This is a genomic window from Micromonospora sp. BS32 (assembly GCF_059089345.1).
The window spans coordinates 35,715-61,573 of sequence record NZ_JBSSHR010000010.1 but is presented as its reverse complement, the minus strand read 5'-3'; the positions used below and the strand labels follow the sequence as shown (position 1 = coordinate 61,573).

The 25,859-nt window shown below is 73.5% G+C and carries 20 protein-coding genes and 1 pseudogene; 14 read left to right on the top strand and 7 right to left on the bottom strand.

Features of this window, described 5'->3' with window-relative positions; genetic code table 11:
* Positions 1–22: 22 nt before the first annotated feature.
* Complete coding sequence (locus AC5RWQ_RS16800; protein ID WP_494283659.1) at positions 23–1,522, bottom strand: aldehyde dehydrogenase family protein; 1,500 nt, start codon at positions 1,520–1,522, stop codon at positions 23–25.
* Positions 1,523–1,748: 226 nt separating this feature from the next.
* Between AC5RWQ_RS16800 and AC5RWQ_RS16795 the strand changes: the two genes are divergently transcribed.
* From AC5RWQ_RS16795 to AC5RWQ_RS16765, 7 genes are all read left to right on the top strand, one after another.
* The gene (locus AC5RWQ_RS16795) at positions 1,749–2,225 is read left to right on the top strand and encodes an FHA domain-containing protein (protein WP_494283658.1); all 477 of its coding nucleotides are present in this window, start codon (positions 1,749–1,751) and stop codon (positions 2,223–2,225) included.
* A gap of 112 nt (positions 2,226–2,337) precedes the next feature.
* Positions 2,338–3,405 carry an alpha/beta hydrolase gene (locus AC5RWQ_RS16790; RefSeq protein WP_494283657.1) on the top strand — a complete coding sequence of 356 codons (1,068 nt, stop codon included), beginning with the start codon at positions 2,338–2,340 and terminating at the stop codon, positions 3,403–3,405.
* 110 nt (positions 3,406–3,515) lie between these two features.
* Positions 3,516–5,306 carry a 3-hydroxyacyl-CoA dehydrogenase family protein gene (locus tag AC5RWQ_RS16785; RefSeq protein WP_494283656.1) on the top strand — a complete coding sequence of 597 codons (1,791 nt, stop codon included), beginning with the start codon at positions 3,516–3,518 and terminating at the stop codon, positions 5,304–5,306.
* A gap of 41 nt (positions 5,307–5,347) precedes the next feature.
* Complete coding sequence (locus tag AC5RWQ_RS16780; protein WP_494283655.1) at positions 5,348–5,842, top strand: SigE family RNA polymerase sigma factor; 495 nt, start codon at positions 5,348–5,350, stop codon at positions 5,840–5,842.
* The gene (locus AC5RWQ_RS16775; protein ID WP_494283654.1) at positions 5,839–6,987 is read left to right on the top strand and encodes a hypothetical protein; all 1,149 of its coding nucleotides are present in this window, start codon (positions 5,839–5,841) and stop codon (positions 6,985–6,987) included. The genes AC5RWQ_RS16780 and AC5RWQ_RS16775 overlap by 4 nt, the downstream gene beginning before the upstream one ends.
* Positions 6,988–7,003: 16 nt before the next feature.
* Positions 7,004–7,330, top strand: a complete 327-nt coding sequence (locus AC5RWQ_RS16770; RefSeq protein WP_494283653.1) for an Rv1322 family protein — start codon at positions 7,004–7,006, stop codon at positions 7,328–7,330.
* 66 nt (positions 7,331–7,396) lie between these two features.
* Positions 7,397–8,197: an alpha/beta hydrolase gene (locus AC5RWQ_RS16765; RefSeq protein ID WP_494283652.1), complete on the top strand. Its 801-nt coding sequence runs from the start codon at positions 7,397–7,399 to the stop codon at positions 8,195–8,197.
* Between the two features lie 6 nt (positions 8,198–8,203).
* Here AC5RWQ_RS16765 and AC5RWQ_RS16760 read toward each other — a convergent pair whose 3' ends face one another.
* The 5 genes from AC5RWQ_RS16760 to mce form a co-directional block, all read right to left on the bottom strand.
* Positions 8,204–9,265, bottom strand: a complete 1,062-nt coding sequence (locus tag AC5RWQ_RS16760; RefSeq protein ID WP_494283790.1) for an AI-2E family transporter — start codon at positions 9,263–9,265, stop codon at positions 8,204–8,206.
* Between the two features lie 240 nt (positions 9,266–9,505).
* Complete coding sequence (locus tag AC5RWQ_RS16755) at positions 9,506–11,662, bottom strand: coiled-coil domain-containing protein (RefSeq protein WP_494283651.1); 2,157 nt, start codon at positions 11,660–11,662, stop codon at positions 9,506–9,508.
* A 178-nt stretch (positions 11,663–11,840) separates the two neighbouring features.
* A complete protein-coding gene (locus AC5RWQ_RS16750; RefSeq protein ID WP_494283650.1) occupies positions 11,841–13,097 on the bottom strand; it encodes a coiled-coil domain-containing protein in 1,257 nt (418 codons plus the stop codon).
* 280 nt (positions 13,098–13,377) lie between these two features.
* Positions 13,378–14,733, bottom strand: coding sequence for a crotonyl-CoA carboxylase/reductase (gene ccrA / locus AC5RWQ_RS16745; protein WP_494283789.1), 1,356 nt, complete (start codon positions 14,731–14,733; stop codon positions 13,378–13,380).
* A 293-nt stretch (positions 14,734–15,026) separates the two neighbouring features.
* Positions 15,027–15,500 (bottom strand): methylmalonyl-CoA epimerase, encoded by a 474-nt coding sequence (mce, locus tag AC5RWQ_RS16740; protein WP_334492310.1) that lies wholly within the window; start codon positions 15,498–15,500, stop codon positions 15,027–15,029.
* Positions 15,501–15,562: 62 nt separating this feature from the next.
* Here mce and AC5RWQ_RS16735 point away from each other — a divergent pair, with 62 nt between their 5' ends.
* From AC5RWQ_RS16735 to AC5RWQ_RS16705, 7 genes and pseudogenes are all read left to right on the top strand, one after another.
* Positions 15,563–16,759 carry an acetyl-CoA C-acetyltransferase gene (locus AC5RWQ_RS16735; protein ID WP_494283649.1) on the top strand — a complete coding sequence of 399 codons (1,197 nt, stop codon included), beginning with the start codon at positions 15,563–15,565 and terminating at the stop codon, positions 16,757–16,759.
* 114 nt (positions 16,760–16,873) lie between these two features.
* Complete coding sequence (gene meaB, locus AC5RWQ_RS16730) at positions 16,874–17,809, top strand: methylmalonyl Co-A mutase-associated GTPase MeaB (protein WP_494283788.1); 936 nt, start codon at positions 16,874–16,876, stop codon at positions 17,807–17,809.
* Between the two features lie 73 nt (positions 17,810–17,882).
* The gene (locus AC5RWQ_RS16725) at positions 17,883–18,725 is read left to right on the top strand and encodes a hypothetical protein (protein ID WP_494283648.1); all 843 of its coding nucleotides are present in this window, start codon (positions 17,883–17,885) and stop codon (positions 18,723–18,725) included.
* Positions 18,726–18,809: 84 nt separating this feature from the next.
* The gene (locus tag AC5RWQ_RS16720; protein WP_494283647.1) at positions 18,810–19,223 is read left to right on the top strand and encodes an Asp23/Gls24 family envelope stress response protein; all 414 of its coding nucleotides are present in this window, start codon (positions 18,810–18,812) and stop codon (positions 19,221–19,223) included.
* Between the two features lie 95 nt (positions 19,224–19,318).
* Positions 19,319–21,007, top strand: a complete 1,689-nt coding sequence (gene icmA, locus AC5RWQ_RS16715; RefSeq protein ID WP_494283646.1) for a coenzyme B12-dependent isobutyryl-CoA mutase large subunit — start codon at positions 19,319–19,321, stop codon at positions 21,005–21,007.
* Positions 21,008–21,173: 166 nt separating this feature from the next.
* Positions 21,174–22,094 (top strand): tetratricopeptide repeat protein, encoded by a 921-nt coding sequence (locus tag AC5RWQ_RS16710; protein ID WP_494283645.1) that lies wholly within the window; start codon positions 21,174–21,176, stop codon positions 22,092–22,094.
* Positions 22,095–22,161: 67 nt separating this feature from the next.
* Positions 22,162–23,349, top strand: a pseudogene (locus AC5RWQ_RS16705) (arginase family protein); the annotation flags it as partial.
* A gap of 361 nt (positions 23,350–23,710) precedes the next feature.
* Here the strand turns inward: AC5RWQ_RS16705 and AC5RWQ_RS16700 are convergent.
* Positions 23,711–25,675: a penicillin-binding transpeptidase domain-containing protein gene (locus tag AC5RWQ_RS16700; protein ID WP_494283644.1), complete on the bottom strand. Its 1,965-nt coding sequence runs from the start codon at positions 25,673–25,675 to the stop codon at positions 23,711–23,713.
* Between the last annotated feature and the right edge of the window lie 184 nt (positions 25,676–25,859).

Sequence of the window (25,859 nt, the reverse complement as noted above, 5' to 3'; positions counted from 1 at the left end):
CGCCGCCGTCCGGGACCACCCGTCAGCGTCGGCCGTAGATCAGCTTGGCGGCCTTGACCAGGCGGGCCACGTCGGCCGGCGTCCGCTCGAAGGTCATCGAGGGCAGCAGCGACCGGGCCCGGCGCCGGGTGATCGCCTTGGCCCGGCCGAACTCGCGCAGCCCGTCCTCGCCGTGGATGCGGCCGAAGCCGGAGTCGCCCACCCCGCCGAACGGCAGCGTGGACATCCCGGCGAAGGTGAGCGCCGAGTTGACGGAGGCCATGCCCGAGCGCAGCTGCCGGGCGATCGCCACCGCGTGCTTCCGGCCGAAGACCGAACCCCCCAGGCCGTACGACAGGGCATTGGCCCGGCGGACGGCCTCGTCGGCGTCGCGTACCCGGTTGATGGTCAGCGTCGGGCCGAAGGTCTCCTCGCGGACGGCGGCGGAGGACTCCGGCACGTCCACCAGCACGGTCGGGTGCACGTACGGCGGCCGCACGGCCTCCGCCCCGCCGAGGACGGCCCGACCGCCCGCGGCCACCGCGTCGTCGATGTGCCGGCGGATCACGTCGAGCTGGCCGGGCATCGTGATCGGCCCGATGTCCGTCCCCTCGGCGCCGACGGTCAACCGCCCGGCGCGAGCCACCACCTTGTCGACGAAGGCGTCGAAGACCGGTTCGACCGCGTAAACCCGCTCGATGCCGATGCAGGTCTGGCCGGCGTTGGTCAGCGCGCCCCACACGCAGGCCTCGGCGGCCGCGTCCAGGTCGGCGTCCGCGTCGACGATCATCGCGTCCTTGCCGCCCGCCTCCAGCAGCACCGGGGTCAGCGACTCGGCGCAGGCGGCCATCACCTTCCTGGCCGTGGCGGTGGAGCCGGTGAAGGCGACCTTGTCCACCCCGGACCGGCACAGCGCCGCCCCGACGTCGCCGAGCCCGTGCACGGCGGTGAGCACCGGGTGCTCCGGCACCACCTCGGCGAAGCTGTCGACCAGCCACTGGCCGACCGCCGGGGTGTACTCGCTGGGCTTGAGCACCACCGCGTTGCCGGCCGCCAGCGCGTACGCGGTCGAGCCGATCGGGGTGAAGACGGGGTAGTTCCAGGGGCCGATCACGCCGATCACCCCGTACGGCTGGTATTCGAGGTGGCCGGAGAATTCGGCGAGGATCAGCCGGGACCGGACCCGGCGTGGGCCGAGGACCCGGCGGGCGTTGCGGGCGGCCCAGTCGACGTGCTCGATCGCGGTGAGGATCTCGACGATCGCGTCGGCGACCGGCTTGCCGCCCTCGACGTGGACCAGCTGGGCGAGCTCCTCGATCCGCCGGGCCAGCGCGCCGCGCCAGCGCAGCAGCCGTTCCCGGCGGCGGGCGTTGCCCAGGCCGGCCCACCACGCGCCGGCCTGGCGGGCACGCTCGACCGCGCGGGTGACGTCGGCGGGGGTGGCGACCGGGAGTCGGCCCGCCTCGGCGCCCGTCGCCGGGCTGGTCGAGACCAACCGGCCGTCCTCGATGACCGGGGTGCCCGGGACATGCACAGCCGTCATGGCGGAAGTCTAGACCCGGTGATTACTGGCCGGTAGGGGCGGCGACGACCGTCCACTCCGCACCCGTCCGGCGTCCCGGGCGGACCGGGCGGCCGGTGTCGGGCCCGGTTCGGTGGACGGGAGATGTACGCCCGGGGTCGCGGAGATGACCTCCCGGGTGGTGAGCTGGTTACAGCGAGCTGGCAGGCTTGCGCCGGGGCGACGGTGGGTGGGGAGCTGACTGTCCATGGTGGATCATCCGGAACTGGTACCACTGGTCAGGGTGGCGGGCGGGCCGATGCGGGGGGCGAGCTTTCGGCTGGGCCCCCAGCCGCTGGTGATCGGCCGGGCGCCGACGGCCGACATCGCGGTGCCCGATCCGCATCTGAGCCGGCGGCACGCGGAGGTGCGACTGACCGATGCCGGCGCGGTCCTGGTCGACCTGGCGTCGACCAACGGGACCTGGCTCAACGACCGGCGGATCAGCGGCCCGGAGCCGCTCTGCGACGGGGACGTCATCCGGCTCGGCCGCACGGAGCTGCGGTACTCCGACCCCGGGCTGGCCACCACCGACCCGGTCGGGCTGCGGTTCGCCGGCGGCGGCGTCCGACGCGACCACCGGCCCACCCTGCCGCTGCCGCTCGCGCCCTCGACCGGGCCGACCGACGCCTGGCCGGCCGGCACCCCGGTGTCGTCGCGGGCGGTCACCGACACCGCCTCCTGACCCGACACCGCCTCCTGACCCGACGCCGGCCGGGCCGGCGACATCGTGGCCGGGGCGATCGTGGGGCGCCGACCCATGGACCGGCCCGCGCGACCGTGGCAGCATGCCGCGGATGGAGACCGAGCAGCGGACCGTGACGGCGAACGGCATCACCCAGCGGGTCCGGGTGGCCGGGCCGCCGGACGGCGTGCCGGTGCTGCTGGTGCACGGCAACGGCTCCTCCTCGGCGTTCTGGGAGCCGCTGATCCGCCGGCTGCCGGCCACGCTGCGGGTGGTCGCGCCGGACCTGCGGGGCTACGGGGACACCGAGACCGCCCCGGTGGACGCGACCCGGGGGCTGGCCGACTTCGCCGCCGACGTGGCCGCCCTGCTGGACCTGCCGGAGCTCTTCGCCGCTGGCGCCCGCCCGCTGGTGGCCGGCCACTCCCTCGGTGGCGGGGTGGCGATGCGACTGCTGGTGGACCACCCCACCCGGGTGGCCGGACTGCTGCTGGAGGCGCCGGTCTCGCCGTACGGCTTCGGCGGCACCCGGGACCTCGACGGCACCCCCACCACGCCGGACTTCGCCGGCACCGGGGCTGGCACCGCCAACGCCGACTTCGTGGCCCGACTCGCGGCCGGCGACCGGGGCCAGGAGGCCCGGACCAGCCCGCGCAGCGTCCTGCGGGCCACCTACGTGGCCGATCCCGCCACCCTCGGCGACGACGAGGAGTTGCTGCTCGACAGCTTGCTCTCGACCGCCACCGGGGACGGCAACTACCCGGGCACGGTGGCCACCTCGGCGCACTGGCCCGGCATCGCGGCGGGGGAGCGGGGCGTGCTCAACGCCCTCGCCCCGGTCCACTTCCGGATCGCCGACGAGCTGGTCGCCGTCGCGGTCAAGCCGCCGATCACCTGGGTACGCGGCGACGCCGACGTGATCGTCTCGGACACCTCGCTGTTCGACCTGGCGTACCTGGGGTCGCTGGGCCTGGTGCCGGGCTGGCCGGGGGAGGAGGCCTGCCCGCCGCAGCCGATGATCGGGCAGACCCGGGCGGTGCTGGAGCGGTACGCGGCGGCCGGCGGGTCGTACCGCGAGGTGGTGCTCCCCGGCTGCGGACACAGCCCGCACCTGGAGCGGCCGGCCGAGTTCGTGGCGGAGCTGCTGGCGCTGCTGACGGGATCGACAGCCCCTGCGTGAAATATCCCACGGCGTCTCGACAACGCAGCGTCACGTGGCAGACTCCGGCGCATAACCTTAGCGGCCGTTCATGTCGGCAACGGCGGAGTCAAACCAAGGGGAGGCCGGTCGTGGCGCGCGAGTTCACCAGTGTCGGTGTGGTGGGTCTGGGCACCATGGGTGCCGGCATCGTGGAGGTCTTCGCCCGCAACGGCGTGGGCGTCGTCGCGGTGGAGATCTCCGAGGCCGCCCTGGAGCGGGGCCGGGCCACCCTCAAGGGCTCGACCGACCGGGCGGTGGCCAAGGGCAAGCTCGCCGAGGCCGACCGGGACGCCCTGCACTCCCGGGTCGACTTCAAGGTGGGGCTGGACGCGCTGCACTCGGTGGACCTGGTGATCGAGGCCGTGCCCGAGCACCTCGACCTGAAGCAGCGGATCTTCGCCGAGCTGGACCGGGTCTGCAAGCCCGAGGCGATCCTGGCCACCAACACCTCCTCGCTGAGCGTCACCGAGATCTCGGTCGCGACCGGCCGGCCCAACCAGGTCATCGGCATCCACTTCTTCAACCCGGCGCCGGTGATGAAGCTGGTCGAGGTGGTCCGCACCGTGGTCACCTCCGCCGACGTGGTGGCCGACGTGGAGGCGCTCTGCGCCCGCCTTGGCAAGGTCGACGTCACCATCAGCGACCGGGCCGGCTTCATCGCCAACGCGCTGCTCTTCGGCTACCTCAACCACGCGGTGAGCATGTTCGAGGGGCGGTACGCCACCCGCGAGGACATCGACGCCGCCATGAAGCTCGGCTGCGGCCTGCCGATGGGTCCGCTCGCGCTGATGGACCTGATCGGCCTGGACACCGCGTACGAGATCCTGGACACCATGTACCGGCGCGGCGGGCGGGACCGCCGGCACGCCCCGGTGCCGCTGATCAAGCAGATGGTCACCGCGGGTCTGCTCGGCCGCAAGTCCGGCCGGGGCTTCTACACCTACGAGCGGCCGGGCTCCCCGGTTGTCGTACCCGACGAGCACACGCCGGTGGCGGCGGGGTCGGCGCTCGCCGACGGCGCGCGCGGCATCGCGAAGGTCGGCGTGGTCGGCTCCGGCACGATGGCCACCGGCATCATCGAGGTCTTCGCCAAGGCCGGCTACGAGGTCGTCTCGGTGACCCGGGGCGCGGAGAAGTCCGCCAAGGTCTTCGAAACGGTCAAGACCTCGCTCAACAAGGGCGTGGTGCGCGGCAAGCTCAGCGACGCCGACCGGGACGCCGCGCTCGGCCGGATCAACTGGTCGGCGACGCTGGAGCACCTGGCCGACGTCGACCTGGTGGTCGAGGCCGTGGTCGAGGAGCTGAGCGTCAAGAAGGCCCTCTTCGCCAGCCTCGACGAGATCTGCAAGCCGGGCGTCGTGCTCGCCACCACCACCTCGTCCCTGCCGGTGATCGACGTGGCGATGGCCACCCAGCGGCCGGCCGACGTGGTGGGGCTGCACTTCTTCAACCCGGCGCCGATCATGCCCCTGGTCGAGGTGGTGCAGACCATCCGCACCTCGGCGGAGACCACCGCCGTCGCCCGTGCGGTCTGCGCGGCGCTCGGCAAGACCGGCGTGGTCTGCGGCGACCGGTCCGGCTTCATCGTCAACGCGCTGCTCTTCCCGTACCTGAACGACGCGGTGAAGATGCTGGAGGCCAGCTACTCCACCGCCGACGACATCGACTACGCGATGAAGCTCGGCTGCGGTTACCCGATGGGCCCGTTCGAGCTGCTCGACGTGGTCGGGCTGGACGTCTCGCTGGCCATCCAGCGGGAGCTCTACCTGGAGCTGCGCGAGCCGGGCTTCGCCCCCGCGCCGCTGCTGGAGCACCTGGTCACCGCCGGCTACCTCGGGCGCAAGAGCGGCCGGGGCTTCCGCGACCACACCCGCCGCTGAACGGTGTCAACAGCGGACGCCGGTGACGGCGTCTGACTGGTGTGACCTTCGAGGAGTACGTCAGCAGTCGCGGGCCGGCGCTCGTCCGGCTGGCCCGGCTGCTGACCGGTGACGAGCACCGCGCCGAGGACCTCACCCAGGACGTGCTGGCGCGCGCCTACGTGCACTGGCGCCGGATCTCCCGGGCCGACCGACCGGACGTCTACGTGCGCCGGATGCTGGTCAATGCCAACACCTCCTGGTGGCGCCGACGATCCAGCCGGGAGCTGGCCACGGCCGAGTTCGCCGAGCGCGCCGGCCGGTTCGACCTGGGCGGCGAGACCGCCGACCGGGACGAGATGTGGCGGTTGATCCTCGGCCTGCCCGACCGGCAGCGGGCGGTGCTGGTGCTGCGCTACTACGAGGACCTCGACGACGCGACCATCGCGCAGATCCTCGGCTGCTCCGCGGTCACCGTCCGCACCCACGCGATGCGGGCGCTCACCCAGCTCCGGGAGCGTCACGGCGCCCCGACGACGAACGGGAGCCGGTCGTGACCGACCTCGACGAGCGGATCGCGCGGACCCTGCGGGAGCACGCCGACGGGCCCGTGGACACCGGCCGGCTGGTGACGGCCGCGGTGAACGGGGGACGGGCCCGTCGGCGACGGCGGCGCGCGGTGGTCGGAGCCGCGCTGGGCGTCGCGGTCGCGCTGGGGGCCGGGGTGGCCCTGCGTACGCCCTCGGCGGCGCCGCCGCCCACGCCGGCGGTCACGCCCAGCCCGGCCGTGGTCGTCCCGCCCCGGGCGCCGGGGGTGCCGGGGGCGGCGGCCCGCCCCGGCCTGGTCGGCTCCGATCGGGCGGTGCTGCACTTCGGGGTGGACCCGGCGGTGGGGCAGCCGGTGGCCTGGCGCTCGGCGGACCGGGTGGAGACCATGAACCTGGACCTCGGCGGGGGAGTGTTGGCGCTGGTCGCGGTCGGCGCCGACCCGCAGCGGGTCGAAATCGGCACCAACTTCCCGTACGGCATCGGGCCGGACGAGGTCGACAGGTCGGGTCAGGGTGAGGAGCGCGACCGGCACCCCGGGGACGACGCCTCCCGGTACAACGGGTTGCCGCGCCGGCTGGAGGAGGTCACCAGGGGCTGGGTGCTGCGGTGGCGGCCCGCCCCGGGGGTCTACGCCCGGGTCGCCACCCTCGGCGACACCGACGCCGAGGTACGCCGGGTGGCGGCGGCGCTGCGCTTCGACGAGGCCCGTCGCTGCGTCACGCCGATGCGACTGACCACCCTGCCGAAGGGGGCCTGGATCGGTGAGTGCGAGGCGTCGGTGCGGGAGCTGCCCTGGCCGAACGAGCAGGACCCGAACCGGCGGCTGCCCGGCGGAACGAAGACTCCCGCCCCCGTCGAGCGCGTCAGCGCCGTGCTGACCGTCCGGATGGCCAACTGGGCGTCCCTGCCGGTGCGCCTGTCGTATTCCCCGCAGGCCGAGAACGACCCGAGGATGCCGGTCGACCGGACGGTGGGCCCCTGGAAGGTGCGCGACGACGGCTACTTCAAGCAGGTGGTCGGCATCCCGCACACCTATCTCTCCATGGGCCGGGAGCTCAGCACGGACAAGGGCCCCTACGACGCCGACGTCTTCACGGTGATCCGGGGGCTGCGGTTGGCCGACGACCTTGGCGAGCCGACCACCTGGGAGTGACCGTAACCTTGACGACGTGAGCCCCCGTCGCAACCGTCCCCGCCGTGAGGACACCGCCCACCTGGACTCGGCCCGGGTCCGGCAGGGCGTGGAGTCGGTGCAGCAGTGGCGCGACGGCGAGTGGCAGGTACGCGGGATCGGCGGCGGTGCGTCCACCAAGACGTACCGCTGCCCCGGCTGTGACCAGGAGATCCGCCCCGGGGTGGCGCACCTGGTGGCGTGGCCGGCGGACGGCACGGGCGACCTGGCCGACCGCCGGCACTGGCACAGCGGCTGCTGGCGGGCCCGGGACCGGCGGGGCCCCAACCTGCTGCGCGGGCGGGGCGCCCCGCGGTACGGCTGAGCGATCTGGATCACCCGGTTTCGGCCCGGGCGGGCGGCGACGGTGAAGACGCGCCAGACTTGACCCGTGAGCACTCCGATCCGCGCGTCGTCGATCCTCCCCGGCCACCGGGAGGACATCGAGCTGCACACGGCCGACGGCCTGCGGTTGGTCGGTGAGCTGGCCCGCCCGGTCGACCGCGAGCCGGTGGGGACCCTGGTCTGCCTGCACCCGCTGCCCACCCACGGCGGGATGATGGACAGCCACATCTTCCGCAAGGCCGCCTGGCGGCTGCCGGCGCTGGCCGACCTGGCGGTGCTCCGGTTCAACACCCGCGGCACCAGCAGTGTCCGGGGCACCAGCGAGGGAGCGTTCGACAACGCGGTGGGGGAGCGCTTCGACGTCGCCGCCGCAATCGAGTACGCGGAGTTCCACGAGCTGCCGAACATCTGGCTGGTCGGCTGGTCGTTCGGCACCGACCTGACCATCAGGTACGGCTGCGACCCCGCGGTGGCCGGGGCGATCCTGCTCTCCCCGCCGCTGCGCTACTCCCAGCCGGAGGACCTGGCCGTCTGGGCCGAGTCGGGCCGTCCGCTCACCGCCCTGGTGCCGGAGTTCGACGACTACCTGCGGCCGGCGGAGGCGCGGGAGCGTTTCGCGGCGGTGCCGCAGGCCGAGGTGGTCGGGGTGCCCGGCGCCAAGCACCTCTGGGTGGGTGACGCCGAACGGGTGCTGGACGAGATCGTCAAACGGGTCAACCCGGCGGTGCCGCTGCCGCTGCCGACGACCTGGGACGGCCCGGTGGAGACCGGTAACGTCAGCGCGTACGCCGACCGGACGGTGGCCTCCTTCGCCGACACCCCGGTGCCCGGCCCGCAGCGCGACTGACCCGGTTCAGCGGGAGTCCTGCCGGGGCAGGACCACCTCGCGCAGGATCAGCTGGAGGGCGGCCACCGTGGGGATGGCGACCAGCGCGCCGACCACGCCGATCAGCGCCACCCCGAGCAGCGCGGCGAGCAGCGCGGCCACCTCGTTGACCTGCACCGACCGGCGCATCACCTTCGGGTAGATCAGGTAGTTCTCCACCTGCTGGTAGATCAGGAAGAACACCACGCAGGCGATCCCCTCCGGCAGCCCGGTGGCGAAGCCGACCAGGCTGATGATCACCGCGCCGAGGGTGGCGCCGATCTGCGGGATCAGGTCGGTCACCGCGACCACCACGGCCAGCGCGAACGGGTACGGCAGCCCGACGACCAGCGCGAACACGAAGGTGGTCACCCCGGCCAGCACGGCGATGCTCAGCGCGCCCACCATGTACGCCCCCACCTTGGCGAGGATCTCGTCGCCGATCAGGCTGACCCGCTGCCGCCGCGAGCGAGGCACCAGGGCGTACCCGAGGGCGCGCAGCTTGTCGAAGTAGGCCAGGAAGTAGATGGTCAGCACCAGCACGGTGAGCGCCCGGAACAGGGTGCCGAAGATCAGTTGGGCGCCACCGAGCACCCCGCCGAGCGCCCGGCCGACGGTGTCCGCGTTCGCCGCCTCCTGCACCCGGCGCATCACGCCGTAGCGGTCCACCAGGTCGTTGACGGTGTGGTTACGGCGCAGCTCCTCGACGTAGCTGGGCAGCTGCTCGATGAACTGCCCGCTCTGGGTGACCACCGGTGGCACCAGGGCCACCAGGCCGCCGGCGATCAGCAGCACCACGGTCAGCACGACCAGGGCCACGGCGAGGCCGTGCGGCAGGCCCCAGCGGCGCAGCCGGACCACCGCCGGGTTGAGCCCCACCGCCAGGAAGAGCGCGATGACCACCAGGACGAGGATGCCGCCGGCGTTGCGGATGCCGAGGTAGACCGTGTACGCCAGCAGCACCCCGAGCGCGCCGGTGAAGCCGATCAGGAAGGGACTCGGGCGTAGCGGACGGCCGGGCTGGCCGAACCGGCCCGACGGGGTGGTCACCGGGCCGGGCGCCTCGAAGTCCGTCGGGTCCCCGCCGGCCGCCTCGCCGGGCGTCGCGTCCCGGTCGGGATCGGTCGCCGCGTCATCGTGGGCCGGACCGTCCTGTGCCACCGGACCTCCCCCGGTCCCGCTCCGGCGTGGGTCACCGGAGGTCGTCGCCGGGATCCGCGCCGACGGCACTGTCCGTGCGAACCCCTGTCGGCAGGGTAGTGGCGGCCGGTGCCCCCGGCCACCCCCTGGTCACTCGGGCTCGACGCTGACCGTGCTCGGCTTGGCGCTGCGCTCGTCGGTGGTGGGCTTGCTCGGCCGCTTGCCGTTCTCCCCGGTGCTGGTGATCCTCGTCGGGGTGGCCTCCCGGCCGCCGGTGCCGGGCACCGCCGCCACGGTGGGCTCACCGTCCACACCGGCGCCAGCGGCGCCGCCGTCCACCGTGGTGACCGGCTCGGCGACCGGTTTGGCCCTCAGCTTGCCGCCGTTGGCGGAGACCGGCTCGGCCGCCGGCTTACCGCCGTTGGCCGGCGCTTCCGCCGAGGTCGCGTCGCCGGCCGGCGCGTCCACCGGCTTGGCGCCGTCGGGCGCCGGGACCGTGGCCCTCACCGCGGCCGGCTTCGCGCCGTCGGCCGCCTGTGCGGTGGCCTTCACTCCGGCCGGTTTCGCGCCGTCGGCCGTCTGGGCCGTCGCCTTCACCCCGGCCGGCTTCGCGCCGTCCGTCGCCGGCCCGGTTCCGTCCAGCCCGGGAACGGCCGCCGTGCCGGTCATCCTGCGCAGCTGGAGTTCGGTGATCTGCCGCTGCACCTCGTCGTATTCCTGGCGGGCCTGCCAGGTCTCCTGCCGCAGGTTGGCGAGCTCCTGCTGGGCCTGGGCGATCTCCAGCATCACCTGGGCCAGCTGCTGGCGGCCGGCCGCGGCCTCCTGCTGCGTCGCGGCGAGGTGCTGCTGGGTGGTGGCCAGGTGCTGCTGGGTGGTGGCCGCGTACTCCTCGAACTGGCGGCGGGAGGCGGCGACGTGCTCGTCGGCCTTGCGGCGCTTCTCGACGGCCTCGGTCTCGGCCCGCTGGAGCAGCGCGGTGGCCTCCTCCTCCGCCCGGCGGCGCATGGTCGACGCGTCGGTCTCGGCGGAGCGGCGGACCTCGGCGGCGCCCTGCTCGATCTCGTCGCGCCGCGCGGTCCACTCCCGCTCCAGCTGGTCGTGCCGGGTCTTGTGCTGCTTGTCGAGCTCGTCGCGGCGCTTGGCGTACTCCTGCTCGGCGGCGGCGTGGCGCTGGGCCAGCTCCCGGTCGGCGGCCTCCCGCCGGCTGTTGACCTCCTGCTCCACCCCGGCCCGCCAGGCGCCCAGCTCCTGCTGGGTCTGGGCCCGGGCGTGCTGCACGTACGCCTCGGTCTCGCTGCGCATCCGCTGCACGTACGCCTCGGTGTCGGTGCGGCTGCGCTTGGCCACCTCGGCGGCCTCGGTGGTCAGCCGGTGCGCCTCCTGCCGGGCCCGACCGCGGGTGCCCTTCGCCGCCTCCTCGGCGTCGTCGGTGATCCGCTTGGCCTCCTGGAGCGCCTTCGCGTGAGTGGCGCGACCGGCCTCGGCAGCCGACTCGGTGAGCCGCTTGGCCTCCTGTTGGGCCTTGGCGTGCACCTCCTTGGCCGCCTCGCGCAGCTGGGTCGCGTCCTGCTGGGCCTTGGCCAGCGCCTCCTTGGCCGTCTCACGCAGCCTGGTGGCCTCCTGCTGGGCCCGGTTGTGGATTTCCCGGGCCGTGTCGCGCAGCTTGGTGGCCTCCTGCTGGGCCTTGGCCAGCGCCTCCTGCGCGGTGGTCCGCAGCCGGGTGGACTCCTCCTGCGCCGTGGTCCGCAGCCGGGTGGACTCCTCCTCCGCGGTGGCGCGCAGCCGGGCGGCGTCGTCGTTGGCGCTCTTGACCGCCGCGTCCGCCTCGGCCTTGCGGGCGGCGGTGTGTCGCTCCTCCTCGGCGCGTCGGGAGGCCAGCGCGATCTCGAAGTCCTTGAGGGCCTTGGCGGCCTGCTCCCGGGCCTCGTCGATGATGTGTTCGGCGGCGGCCCGGCGGGCCTCGATCTCCTCGTTGGCGGCGGAGAGGATCGCGTCGGCCTGCTCCTCGGCAAGGGCGAGGATCTGCTCCACCCGGGGGCCGAGGTGCTTGAACGAGGCCCGGTCCACCACGCCCACCTGCTTGCGCACCTGGGCGAGATCCCGCTGGAGGTGCTCGACCTGGCCGGCCAGCTTGTGGATCTGCGTGTAGGCCTGCTCCCGCTCGGCCGTGAGGGTCCCGATCTCGTGCTCCGCACGAGCGACGTACCGGTCGACCTGTCGTTTCTCGTACCCCCGCAGAGCGGACTCGAAGCTGGGCTCCGTGGTCACGTCCCCGCCGAGAGCGAACAGTTCCTCGCCGTGCGACATGCCCCCATCCTCACACGCATCCGGCCCTCCTGGGGCGATACGGACGCCCCGGTTGGGACCTACTTCACTGGTACTACCCGACCGCGTGTCACAGGCTGGGAAACGAATACAGCGCGGGGTCACACCGGTTACCCGGTGTCACCCCGCGCCGTGATTCATGCCCCGTCGGTGCGGTGGGTCAGCTGGCGTTCTCCGCGGTCGCCCGCGACGCGGCGTCGGCCTTGGCCGGCTCCGGCTTGGCCGCCGGCGGCTGGGCCGGCACGCCCGGGACGATCCCGGCCAGGCCGGAGAGCATCTGGCCGAGCTGGGAGGTGACGGCGTCCTTCTGGCGGGTCAGGTCCTCGACCTCGCGGCGGGCCGCCTGGGTGGTCAGTTCCGCCTCGGTGCGCGCCTCGGTGAGCAGCCGGTTCGCCTCGGCCTTGGCCTCGTTGAGGGTCTTCTCGGAGAGCGCCTTGGCCTTGTCGACGGTCTCGTTCGCGGTGCGCTCCGACTCGATCCGGCGGGCCTCGGCCCGCTGCTCGATCTCCTTGGCCCGCTCCTGGGCGGCCCGGGCGCGCTGCTCGGCCTCGCCGACCAGCTTCTGGGTCTGCGCGACCTGGGCCGCGTGCCGCTCGGACTCCTCGCGCTCGGCCTTCTCCCGGCGCTCGGCGAGCTGGAGCTCCAGGGCCTGGAGGTCCTTGTCCCGCTTGTCGCGGGCGTCGGTGAGCAGCTTGGTCGCCTCGGCCCGCTTCTCCTCGGCCTCGCGCGCGGCCTTCGCCCGCTGCTGGGTGATCTCCCGCTCGGCGGTGGCGCGCAGGGTGGCCACCTCACGCTCGACCGTGGACTTGAGCTCGGCCACCTCGTGGGCGGTGACCGTACGCAGCTGCTTGGTCTCCCGGTCGGCGTCCGCGCGCAGGGTGTCGGCCTCCCGGCGGGCCTGCACCCGGACCTCGGCGGCCTCCCGCTCGGCGGCGGTGCGGGCGCTGCCGGCCTCGCGCTCGGCGGTGGCCTTCATCGCGGCGGCCTCGGCGCGGGCCTTGTCGGTGATCTCGCGCGCCTCGAGGCGGGCCGCGGAGAGGATGCCCTCGGACTCGCGCTTGGCCTCGTTGCGGTGGTCGTTGGCCTGTTCCTCGGCCAACCGGAGGATCTGTTCGACCCGGGTGCCGAGACCGGAGAGGGTCGGCCGGCTGTTCTCCTCGAGCTGCTTGTTGGTGTCGGTGAGCTTCTGCTCGAGCGCCGACTGCCGCTGCTCGGCCTGGCGGAGCCGACGCTGCGCGTCGTTCATCCGCTGCTCGGCCTCGGCCCGGGCCTGTTCGGACTGGGTCAGCGCGGCGGTCATCCGGCCGATGAAGTCATCGACCTGATGGGTGTTGTATCCGCGCAGGCCAACGGTGAAATCTGGCTGCGAGTTCGCGTTATCGAAGAACGCGAGAGGGGAGGACTGCTGCTGGGGCATTGGGACATACTTGCAGACCCCCCGGGGGCGTTCGCAAGAGCGGTGCCGAGCTTTCGCGTCCTCTTTACATGGTCAACTTCCCGCGCGTCCAGGACCGGACCAATCGGCGATCTTGGCAGCTCCCGGGCGGGTCGGGCGTCACGCAAAGTGAGCGCGAAAAAGGGCCGCGGGGGATCCCCGCGGCCCTTTGTCCGATGTCACTCGAATGGCGGCCGGCCACCGGCGCGAAAAGGCAATGTCCGCCTCGCCGCAATGGATGAGCCGGCATCACCCGGACGGCTCAGTGGCCGCGGAACCGGTTGATCGCGGTCTCGTGCCGGGAGCGCATCTCCCGGTCGCGCACGCCGAGCCCGTCCGTGGGGGCGAGGCAGCGCACCCCGACCTTGCCCTGGTGCGCGTTGCGGTGCACCTCGTACGCGGCCTGGCCGGTCTGCGCCAGGTCGTACGTCTTCGACACGGTCGGGTGGATCTTGCCAAGGGCGACTAGCCGGTTGGCCTCCCACGCCTCGCGGTAGTTGGCGAAGTGGCTGCCGACGATCCGCTTGAGGTGCATCCAGAGGTAGCGGTTGTCGTACTGGTGCTGGAAGCCGCTGGTGGAGGCGCAGGTGACGATGGTGCCGCCGCGCTTGGCCACGTAGACACTCGCGCCGAAGGTCTCCCGGCCGGGGTGCTCGAAGACGATGTCCGGGTCCTCGCCGCCGGTCAGCTCGCGGATCCGCTCACCGAAGCGGCGCCACTCGTCCTGATCCTGGGTCTCCTCGTCCTTCCAGAACCGGAACCCCTCGGCGGCCCGGTCGATGACCAGCTCCGCGCCCATCTTCCGGCACAGCTCGGCCTTCTCCGGCGAGGAGACCACGCAGACCGGGATCGCCCCGCCGTTGAGGGCCATCTGGGTGGCGTAGCCGCCCAGGCCGCCGGAGGCGCCCCAGATCAGCACCACGTCGCCCTGCTTCATGTTGGCCCCGTGGTGCGAGACGAGCTGCCGGTACGCGGTGGAGTTGACCAGCCCGGGGCTGGCCGCCTCCTCCCAGCTGAGGTGGCGCGGCTTCGGCATCAGCTGGTTGGCCTTGACCACGCACAGTTCGGCGAGGCCGCCGAAGTTCGTCTCGAAGCCCCAGATCCGCTGCTGCGGGTCGAGCATGGTGTCGTCGTGGCCGGCCGCGTCCTCCAGCTCCACCGAGAGGCAGTGCGCGACGACCTCGTCGCCGGCCTTCCACTTCGTCACGCCGGGGCCGGTCCGGAGCACCACGCCGGCCGCGTCCGAACCCACCACGTGGTACGGCAGGTCGTGCCGGCGGGTCAGCTCGGAGAGCCGGCCGTAGCGCTGGAGGAACTTGAAGGTGGAGAGCGGCTCGAAGATGCTGGTCCACACCGTGTTGTAGTTGATCGCACTGGCCATCACGGCGACCAGCGCCTCGCCCGGCCCGAGCTCCGGGGTGGGCACCTCCTGCAGGTGCAACGCCTTGCGCGGGTCCTTGTCGCGGGTGGCCATCCCGTCGAACATCCGGGTGTCCTCCGCGCGGACCACCACACCCCGGTAGGTCTCCGGCACTGGCAGCCCGGCGAGACCGGCGAGCTGCCGCTCGGGCTGTTCCGAGCCTTCCGCCGCCATGATCGCTTCGAGGATGTCCTGCACGGTGACCTCCCGTTCGTCCGCACCCATGCCGGGGGGGCAGGGGTGCTGCCATCGTCGGCACCGGTGCGACCGACCGCCATGTCGGCAATCGACACATCCGGCACCGGGTCGCGCTCCTTGTGGGCCGGGACGTTACTGAACGGTAGCTAGGGCCGGAAGTCCTGTGTGAAAAACTGCATTGGCCGATGCGTGGAGCTGTCCATGGGAACGGCGCACCGCGCACTCTCGCGCTCGTTCCCGCCAGGTGGGACACCGCCCGGCCCCGCGCCGTTGGCCGGGGCCGAGCGGCGGGGTCAGTGGCCCGCGGCGGGCTCGACCAGCTCGACCAGGACGCCACCGGCGTCCTTGGGGTGCACGAAGTTGATCCGGGAGTCGGCGGTGCCGCGCTTCGGCTTCTCGTAGAGCAGCCGGACGCCCCGCTCGCGCAGCGCCGCGCAGGCGGCGTCGATGTCGGCCACCGTGTACGCCACCTGCTGCACGCCCGGGCCGTTGCGGTCCAGGAACTTCGCGATGGTCGACTCGGGGTTCAGCGGGGCGAGCAGCTGCACGCAGCCGCCCTCGGTGGTCGGGCCGACGGCCAGCATCGCCTCGCGTACGCCCTGCTCGGTGTTGGTCTCGGTGTGCACGCAGCGCATGCCGAAGGTCCGCTGGTAGAAGTCGATCGCGGCGTCCAGGTCGGGCACCGCGACCCCGACATGGTCGATCCGGCGCAGGCCGATGTCTGTGACATAGTCGGCAGCGGTCTCGGCGGGGGAGTTCTCAGCCATGGCGCTAGTCTGACCGAACAATCGTTAAGGCGTACAGGTCGGCACCCCCTCGGAGGCAGGCAATGGCTTCGGTGATCGTCAGCGGCGCGCGGACCCCGATGGGGCGCCTGCTCGGCAACCTCAAGGATCTTCCGGCGACGAAGCTCGGCGGCGTCGCGATCAAGGCAGCGCTGGAGCGGGCCGGCGTCGCCCCGGACCAGGTCCAGTACGTGATCATGGGTCAGGTGCTCCAGGCCGGCGCCGGGCAGATCCCGGCCCGCCAGGCGGCCGTCGAGGCCGGCATCCCGATGTCCGTGCCGGCGCTGACCATCAACAAGGTCTGCCTCTCCGGCCTGGACGCGATCGCCCTGGCCGACCAGCTGGTCCGGGCCGGCGAGTTCGACATCGTGGTGGCCGGCGGCATGGAGTCGATGACCAACGCCCCGCACCTGCTGCTCGGCCAGCGCAGCGGCTACAAGTACGGCGACGTCACGATCAAGGACCACATGGCCCACGACGGCCTCAGCGACGCCTGGGACTGCTGCTCGATGGGCGAGTCCACCGAGCGGCACGGTGCGAAGCACGGGATCAGCCGCGAGGAGCAGGACGCCTTCGCCGCCGCCAGCCACCAGCGCGCGGCCGCCGCGCAGAAGAACGGCCACTTCGCCGACGAGATCACCCCGGTGGTCATCCCGCAGCGTAAGGGCGACCCGCTGGTGATCAGCGAGGACGAGGGCATCCGCCCGGACACCACCGCCGAGTCCCTCGGCAAGCTGCGCCCCGCGTTCGCCAAGGACGGCACCATCACCGCGGGCAGCTCCTCGCCGATCTCCGACGGCGCCGCCGCGGTGGTCGTGATGAGCAAGGCCAAGGCCAAGGAGCTGGGGCTGACCTGGCTGGCCGAGATCGGCGCGCACGGCAACGTGGCCGGCCCGGACAACTCTCTGCACTCGCAGCCCTCCAACGCGATCAGCCACGCCCTGAAAAAGGGTGGCCTGAGCGTCGGCGACCTCGACCTCATCGAGATCAACGAGGCGTTCGCCCAGGTCGGCATCCAGTCCGCGCGGGATCTCGGGATCAGCACCGACAAGGTCAACGTCAACGGCGGCGCGATCGCGCTCGGCCACCCGATCGGCATGTCCGGCGCCCGGCTGGTGCTCACCCTCGCGCTGGAGCTCAAGCGGCGTGGCGGTGGCACCGGCGCGGCCGCGCTCTGCGGCGGCGGGGGCCAGGGCGACGCCCTGATCATCCACGTCCCGTCGGGTGGCGAGACCGAGTAACGAGCTGGTCCGGCGAATCCCCCGGTCCTGAGCGAGAGTGGTGCAGTGAGCGAAGCGGTCGACCACGTCCAGGCTGCGGCCACCGGTCCGGTGCGCCGTAGTCGGGACGTACCCATGCTGGTGGCGCGGGCCCGCGACGGTGACCCCCGCGCGGTGGCCCGGCTGATCACGCTGGTCGAGTCCGGCGACGAGGTGCTGCCGCAGGTGGCGGCGGCCCTCGCGCCGTACGCCGGTCAGGCCCAGGTGGTGGGCCTGACCGGGTCGCCGGGCGTGGGCAAGTCGACCACCACCAACGAGCTGGTCCGGGCGCTGCGGGCGCGCGGGCACCGGGTCGGGGTGCTGGCCATCGACCCGTCCAGCCCGTTCACCGGCGGGGCCATCCTCGGCGACCGGGTCCGGATGCAGGACCACGCCACCGATCCCGGCGTCTACATCCGCTCGATGTCCAGCCGCGGCCACCTCGGCGGGCTCTCCGCCGCGACGCCGCAGGCGGTCCGGGTGCTGGAGGGCGCCGGCTGCGACGTGGTGCTGGTGGAGACCGTCGGCGTCGGGCAGGCCGAGGTCGAGGTCGCCTCGCTGGCAGACACCACCCTGGTGCTGCTCGCGCCGGGCATGGGCGACGCGATCCAGGCGGTCAAGGCTGGCATCCTGGAGATCGCCGACGTCTTCGTGGTCAACAAGGCCGACCGGGACGGCGCCGACGCCACCGTCCGCGACATCCAGGGCATGATCGCCCTGGGTGAGCGCGGGCCGGGGGAGTGGCGCCCGCAGGTGATCCGGGCCATCGCCGCCCGCGCCGAGGGCATCGACGACATCGCCGCCGCGATCGACAAGCACCGGGGCTGGCTCGAGCAGCACGACGAGCTGCGCCGCCGTCGGGAGGCGCGGGCCGCCGCCGAGATCGAGGCGATCGCGCTGGGCGTGCTCCGCGCGCGGATCGGCTCACTGCGCGACGGTACGGAGCTGACCACGCTCGCGGCGAAGGTGGCCGAGGGGGCGCTGGACCCGTACGCGGCCGCCGACGAACTGCTCGCCCAGCTCGGCTCCTGACCCCACCCCCGGATTGGCGGAGCGCGCCCCGGGGCACTGTGCCACCCACGGTGTTCCTGACGGGGGTGCTCCAATGGGCGCGGACCGAAGCGCGGCGGAGCGGGGCGGGACGCCCACGCCCACCGGCTGGTCGGGCCGGCGGGTGCCCGTCCTCACGGTGCTGGGGATGGTCTTCTTCGTGGTCGCGGCGCTCTGCGGGCTCGGCGCGGTGGTGGCAGCGCTGCCGGCCCGCGACTGGGAGATCGTCGCCGTCGGCGCCGTCATGGCCCTGCTGTTCGGCTCGACGTTCGGGTTTCTCGTCGTCGCCTGGTCCCGTGGTTCCGGTGCCGCCTCCACGTCGGCGCCATGGCCGGGCGGCGGCGGCTCGGGGGTCCGCTTCGGCTATTCGACCAGCGCGTACTGCTGGTTCAGCGCGATGCTGGCCGGCTGCGTGCTGGTCCTCGGCGGCCTGGCGGTGGTGCAGGGCACCTCGGGCGGCACGCTCGGCCGGGTGGTGGCCGTCGTCCTCGGCGGCCTGGCGGCGCTGATCGGCTGGTTCCTGGCCACCATGCTCCGGCACGCGCCCGGTGAGCTGGTGCTCTCGCCGGTCGGGGTCGCCCACCGGATGCTGACCGGTTTCTACTCCGTGCCGTGGTCCGCCGTGTTCGAGGTGGAGGCGCGGCGGCTGGGCACGCCGGTGATCGTGGTGAAGGCGTACCCGGCGCCGGAGAGCGTGCTGCGCCGGCACACCAGCCGGTTCGACACCGGCGAGCTGCGATTCCTGCCCTTCCTGGTGGTCCGCACCTACTGGCTGGCGGCCGACGCGGAGACGGTGCTGCGCGCGTTGACCTTCTACCACGCGCATCCCGAGTTGCGTGACGAGCTGGCCACTCCGGCCGGTCCGGCGCGGATCGCGGCGGGGCGGACCGGGGCCTGACCCGTCCACTCCGGACGCCGCCCGCCTAGTACGCTCGCACCGCGCCACGCCGACCGTGGGGCCGGAGGAACGAGGCGGGAGAGCATGGCTGACGAGGCGACCCAGGAGCTGTCGGTGACTCCGGACGCGGTGGCGGGCGGGACGACGCTCGTCTCCGACGAGGTGGTGGAGAAGATCGCGGTCGCCGCGGCCCGGTCGGTGCCCGGGGTGGCCGAGCTCGGCGGGGACGTCGCCCGGTTCTTCAACGCGGTGCTCGACCGGGTGGGTCTGGACCAGGTCGGCGATGCGACGAGGGGCTGCTCGGCGCATGTCACCAATGGTGCGGCGCTGGTCAACCTGGTGCTGGTGATTGAGGGCGGCCGGCCGGTGCCGGAGGTGACCGACGCGGTCCGGTACGCGGTGACGGCGGCGGTCGAGGCGTACGGGCTTCGGGTCGACGAGATCAACATCCGGGTGGACGACGTGGCGCTGGGCGGTCCGGCGGCACCTCAGGCCTGACCAGGTTACCGACCGGTACGCACTTCCTTAGCGATCGTTCAGGCATCCGTTCTACACTCGGACTTCAGTCGAGGACTCGAGGAGGAGCTCCGCGGATGAACGCCGACGAGATCGCCGCCGGACGGGCACGCTGGCAGGCCCGCTACGACGCCGCGCGCAAGCGGGACGCGGACTTCACCACGCTGTCCGGGATGACCGTGGACCCGGTGTACGGGCCGCCGGAGGGCACCGCGTACCCCGGCTTCGAGCGGATCGGCTGGCCGGGCGAGTTCCCGTACACCCGGGGGCTGTATCCGACGGGCTACCGCGGGCGGACCTGGACGATCCGGCAGTTCGCCGGCTTCGGCAACGCCCAGCAGACCAACGAGCGCTACAAGATGATCCTTGGGGCGGGCGGCGGCGGGCTCTCCGTCGCCTTCGACATGCCGACCCTGATGGGCCGCGACTCCGACGACCCGCAGGCGCTCGGCGAGGTCGGCCACTGCGGAGTCGCCATCGACACCGCCACCGACATGCAGGCGCTCTTCGACGGCATCGACCTGGCCGGCGTCACCACGTCGATGACCATCTCGGGCCCGGCCGTGCCGGTCTTCTGCATGTACCTGGTCGCCGCCGAGCGCCAGGGCGCCGACCTGTCCAAGCTGGACGGGACGCTGCAGACCGACATCTTCAAGGAGTACATCGCGCAGAAGGAGTGGCTCTTCGACCCGGAGCCGCACCTGCGCCTGATCGGCGACCTGATGGAGTACTGCGCCCGGGAGATCCCGCGCTACAAGCCGCTCTCCGTCTCCGGGTACCACATCCGCGAGGCCGGTTCGACCGCGGCGCAGGAGCTGGCGTACACCCTCGCCGACGGGTTCGGCTACGTCGAGCTGGGGCTGTCGCGCGGGCTGGACGTCAACGTCTTCGCCCCCGGCCTGAGCTTCTTCTTCGACTCCCACCTGGACTTCTTCGAGGAGATCGCCAAGTTCCGCGCCGCCCGCCGGATCTGGGCCCGCTGGCTGCGCGACGTCTACGGCGCCACCAGCGAGAAGGCGCTCTGGCTGCGGTTCCACACGCAGACCGCCGGGGTGTCGCTGACCGCCCAGCAGCCGGTCAACAACGTGGTGCGGACCGCCGTCGAGGCGCTCGCCGCGGTGCTCGGCGGGACGAACTCGCTGCACACCAACGCCCTGGACGAGACCCTGGCCCTGCCCACCGACGAGTCCGCCGAGATCGCCCTGCGTACCCAGCAGGTGCTGATGGAGGAGACCGGGGTGGTCAACGTCGCCGACCCGCTCGGCGGGTCCTGGTACGTCGAGGCGCTCACCGACAAGATCGAGGCCGAGGCGGAGGAGATCTTCGCCCGGATCCGGCAGCTCGGCGGCGAGGGCCCGCACCAGATCGGCCCGATGACCTCCGGCATCCTGCGCGGCATCGAGGACGGCTGGTTCACCGGCCACATCGCCGAGTCCGCCTTCGTCTACCAGCAGGCGCTGGAGAAGGGCGACAAGCGGATCGTCGGGGTCAACTGCCACACCGGCACCGTCGCCAAGGAGCTGGAGATCCTGCGCATCTCGCACGAGGTGGAGCTGGAGCAGCGCCGGGTGCTGGCCGAGCGGAAGACCGCCCGGGACGACGCCGCCGTCAAGACCGCCATCGCCCGGATGGTCGACGCGAGCCGTACCGACGAGAACATGATCCCGGCGATGCTCGACGCGGTCCGCGCCGAGGCCACCCTCGGCGAGATCTGCGACGCCCTGCGCGCCGAGTGGGGCGTCTACCGCGAACCCGCCCGTTTCTGACCCGTCCCCACCTTCCGCGACCGGCGGCGTCCGTCGCTTCCACCGGCGCCCTAGCGGCCCGGTCGCGGGAGGTGGGACGCGCCGGTCTGAGCAGGGGGTGAGAGTCGCAACTGTCGCCGTCGCGGTTGATCTGACTTCAGCGGTACACGTGCGAGACTAGGTAACCATGAGCGACCCACGGATCACCTCGTCGATCTTCACCCGCGGCGCGGTCGACCTCAGCGCGCTGCGCGGCACCGCACCAGCCACTACCCGCCCCGGCACACCCCCGCAGGCCGGCCCGCCCGCCGGCGTCCCTGGCGGCTCCGCCGCCGGTGACGACGCGATCATCGACGTCACCGAGGCCACCCTCCAGTCCGAGGTGCTCGAACGGTCGATGGCCATGCCCGTCGTGGTCTTCTTCGGCGCGGCCGGCTACCCGGAGAGCGACCAGTTCGCACCGGTGCTGGAGCGGCTGGCGGTCGAGGGCGGCGGCGCGTGGGTCCTGGCCCGGGTCGACGTGCAGGAGAACCCGCGGATCGCCCAGATGTTCCGGGTGCAGGGCATCCCGATGGTCTACGCGGTGGTCGGCGGGCAGCCGGTCGACGCCTTCTCCGGCGTGGTGCCGGAGGCCCAGCTCCGGCAGTGGATCGGCGCGGTGCTCAAGGCCGGCGGCGTCGCCGTCGCTGAGCCGGAGGACCCGCGGCTCGACGAGGCCGACGACGCGCTGATGAGCGGCGACCTGGACGCCGCCGAGCGGGCGTACCGGAAGATCCTGGCCGAGTCCCCGGCGGACGCCGCGGCCGAGGCCGGCCTGGCCCAGGTCGGGGTGGCCCGCCGGGTCGCCGGCGCGGACCCGCAGGCGGCGCTCGCCGCCGCGCAGAGCAACCCCGACGACGTCGAGGCCCAGCTGCTGGCCGCCGACATCGAGGTGCTCAGCGGCCTGGCCGAGCAGGCCTACCAGCGGCTGGTCGGCCTGGTCCGGCGGACCGCCGGCGACGACCGGGAGAAGGCCCGCCAGCACCTGGTCTCGCTCTTCACCATCGCCGGCCCGGACGACCCCGCGGTCGCCTCGGCCCGCCGGGCACTGGCTAGCGCCCTGTTCTGAGTTCCGTAGCACGCCAGCGCGGGCCGGCGTTCCGGCCGGCCCGCCCGACCACCGAGGACGGGAGCCCATGATGCGCCGGATCGCCGTCCTCGACGCGCCGACCAACCTCGGCCTGCGCCCACCCACGGCCACCTCCGTGCCCGGCTGCGGCAAGGCCCCGGGCGCGCTGCGCGACCACGGCCTGCTGGCCCGGCTGCGGGCCCGGGACGCCGGCTGCCTCACCCCGCCCCGGTACGACCCGGGCGACTGGCGGCCCGGCGACGGCGTCTGCCACGCCCGGGAGATCTCCGGCTACTCCGTGGCCCTGGCCGACCGGATCGGCGCGATCATCGACCGTGGGGAGTTCCCGCTGGTCCTCGGCGGGGACTGCTCGGTGCTGCTCGGCTCGGCGCTGGCCATGCACCGGCTCGGCGAGGCGGTCGGCGGTCGGATCGGGCTGGTCTTCGTCGACGGTCACTCCGACTTCCGGCATCCCGGCAACGCCTCGTACGTCGGCGCTGCGGCGGGGGAGGACCTCGCCCTGGTGACCGGGCGCGGTCAGGCCGACCTGGCGGCGATCGAGGGGCGCCGCCCGTACTTCCGGGACGTCGACGTGGTGGTGCTCGGCATCCGGGCCCAGGACGAGTACCGGCTCGACCTCCAGGCCGCCGGGATCACCACCCGTCCGGTGCCGGCGCTGCGCGCCGAGGGCGCCGCCCGCACCGCCCAGTGGGCCCACGAGCAGCTCGCCGACTGCGCCGGGTACTGGGTGCACATCGACGTGGACGTGCTCGACCCGGCGGTGATGCCCGCGGTGGACGCCCCCGACCCGGGCGGGATCGCCTTCGCCGAGCTGGAGATCCTGCTCGGCGGCCTGGTCGACACCCCGCACTGCCTCGGCGTGGAGCTGACCGTCTTCGACCCGGACTACGACCAGGACGGCTCGTACGCCGCCGAGATCGTCAACACCGTGGTGGCCGGGCTGTCCCCGGTGTCCGCGCCCGAGGCAGTCCCGCCCCGGCTGCTACCGCCCGCCCCGCCGCCGCAGCGCGTCCGGTCGGTGGGCCGGTCGGCCTCCTCCGCTCCGGCGCGCGCCGTGGTGGTCCCCGTACCCGCCATCGGGGAGAGCGAGGCGCCGCCCCTGGGGCGGCCGGGTGATGCCGACACCGAGGGCGGGCCCCGCCTGCTCGGGCCTCCGGACCGGGCCGCGGGCGGCGCCGATCGGGCCGTGCTGCCCGCGGCCGACAGCTTCACCCGGATGGGCGGCCTCGCGCCACGAGACGCCGCCGCGCACCCGAACGGCGGCCCCCAGCCGCACGACGGCCCGTCCCCGCTGGACGGTCCGTCCTCGCTGGACGGTCCGTCCGGGCCCGACGGTTCGTCCTCGGATCTGGTGGTGACGCCGGTTCCCGCGCTGGCGGTCGAGCCGGTCGGGCCCCCCGCCTCCGCCGGGCCGGGGCTGCTGCGCCGGGTGCATCCCCCGGAGGGCAGCCCGGCCGGGGACGGGATGCCGCCGCCCGACGACGAGCCGCCCCGGTCGACCGCCGGCATCGCCTGACCCGTCCAGGTCGGCGGCGCCGGCCGGGCACCGAGTGTCCGGGCCTAGCGTGTCCGGGCCGAGCGTGTCCGGGCCGAGGTCAGCGGAGGGCGCGGAGGAAGCGTTCGCTGATCGGGACCGCGCTGGCCGCGCTCGACCCGCCCTGCTCCACGAAGACCGCGAACGCCACGTCGCCCCGCCAGCCGACGAACCAGGCGTGGGTGTGCGCCGGGTTGTTGTCGTACTCGGCGGTGCCGGTCTTGCCGTACACCGGTCCGCCGGGGACGTCGGCGAGGGCCTTGGCGGTGCCGACCGTCACCACCTCGCGCATCATCGCCTTGAGCGGCGTCACCGACTCGGCCTTCAACTGCGGGCCCGGCCCCGCCGGCTTGGCCGGCGCCGGGTCGAGCACCAGCTTCGGCTGCTCCCAGTGACCCCGGGCCACGGCGGCGGTGGCCCCCGCCATGGCCAGCGGGCTGACCACGGTGGTGCCCTGGCCGATCGCGGCGGCGGCCTGCTCGACCCGCGAGCCGTTGGCGGAGACCTTGCCGGTGAAGGCGTCGAGGCCGAGGTCCCAGGCGCCCTCCAGGCCGACCGTCCGGGCGGTCTGCGCCAGCCCGTCCGGGCCGAGCTCCGGCGCGAGCGAGGCGAAGGCGGTGTTGCAGGACTTGGCGAAGTCCGTCCGGAACGGCACCTTGCCGAGGACGAAGTTGTCGGAGTTCTTGAACGGCCGGCCGTCCACGTCGACGGTCTTCGGACAGTCCACCGTGGTGTCCGCGCCGACCGCCCCCCGGTCGAGCAGGCCGAGGGCGCTGACCATCTTGAACGTGGAGCCGGGCGGCACCTGGGCGGTGAAGGCGAGGTTCTCCCCGGCCGCGCCGGGACCGTTGGCCGCGGCGAGCACCGCGCCGTCGGTGATCCGGACGGCCACCAGGGCCGAGCGGCGCTTCTCGCCGCGCAGCGCGGTGTCGGCGGCGTTCTGGGTGGCCACGTCCAGGGTGGTCTTGAGCGCCTGCCCCGGCTGTGGCGCGTGCTGAAACACCGGGACCTCGGCCGGCGGCTCGTTCTTGTCCGGCGCCGGCCTGCTGACCAGCACCGAGACGCCGGCGGTGCCGCGCAGCCGCTCGTCGTACCGGCCCTGGAGGCCGCCGTGCCCGACGAGGTCGCCGCGGGCGTACCGGTCGGGGTGGGCGGCGAGGTCGTCGGCCGTGGCCTCGTCGACCGAGCCGAGCAGGGCGCGGGCGAACTCGCGGGTGGGCGCGAGCGCCAGCTTCTCGGAGCGGAACTTGGTGCCCGGCAGGTCGTAGATGCGTGGCTTGATCTGCTGGTACGCGTCGTCCCGCAGCGTCACCACCTCGACGAAGGCGTTCGGATCGGCCTCGCGGAGCCGGGTGGGCAGGTCGGAGAGGTCGACCGGCGGACTGATCGGGGGCCGGATCGCCTTGAACGCGGCGTCGAGCTGCCGTACCAGCGCCGGGACGTCGGTTGCCTCGCTCGGCTGCACGCCGATCCGGACCACCGGCCGGGCCGCCACGATCGGCTGGCCCGCGTCGTCCAGCACGCCGCCGCGGGGCGCCGGCTCGCGGCGCAGCGTCAGCCGGTCACCCCTGGTCAGCTGCTCCTGGACGATCTGCGGCTCCCAGATCACCTGCCACTGGTCGTCGTCGCCGCCCTGGCGCAGCCGCACCGGCCGGTCGTACGCCCAGGTGGTGTCGCCGGGGAGCTTCCACTCCACCCGGATGGTCGTGGTGGCGAGGTTCTTGGTGATCTCGGCGTCACGGGTGCGGCGCAGCGTGGGCGGGGTGGCGGCCAGCTCCCCGGAGAGGTCCTTGATCTCCTTGGCCACGTCGCCGGCGGGCAGCCGGGCACCGGTCGGGTCGACGAAGCCGACCGCGTTCAGGTCACCCGAGCGCCAACCGGCGAGGAACGCCTCCAGGCTCTCCTCCGGCCCGGCGCCGTCCGAGCAGCCCGTCAGCGCACCAGCCGCCAGCACGGTGGCGGCCAGCGCCGCGAGGGCCGGCCGTACGCGCGTACGGGGGCGTCGGTGGGGGTAAGGGACTGACATGGAACGGCACCTCCGCGGCTCTGACTGCCCTGCCACGCTAGTACGCCGGTGCCGCCCGTACCGCCCCGGCGGACCGCCCGCCGGGTGAAGACGCCGGTGCGGCCGTGTGATGAACATCGCCAGTCGGGGTACTCCGCAGCCGGCCGACCGTGGATCTGCAACGGGTGAAAGGACAAAGTCCCGA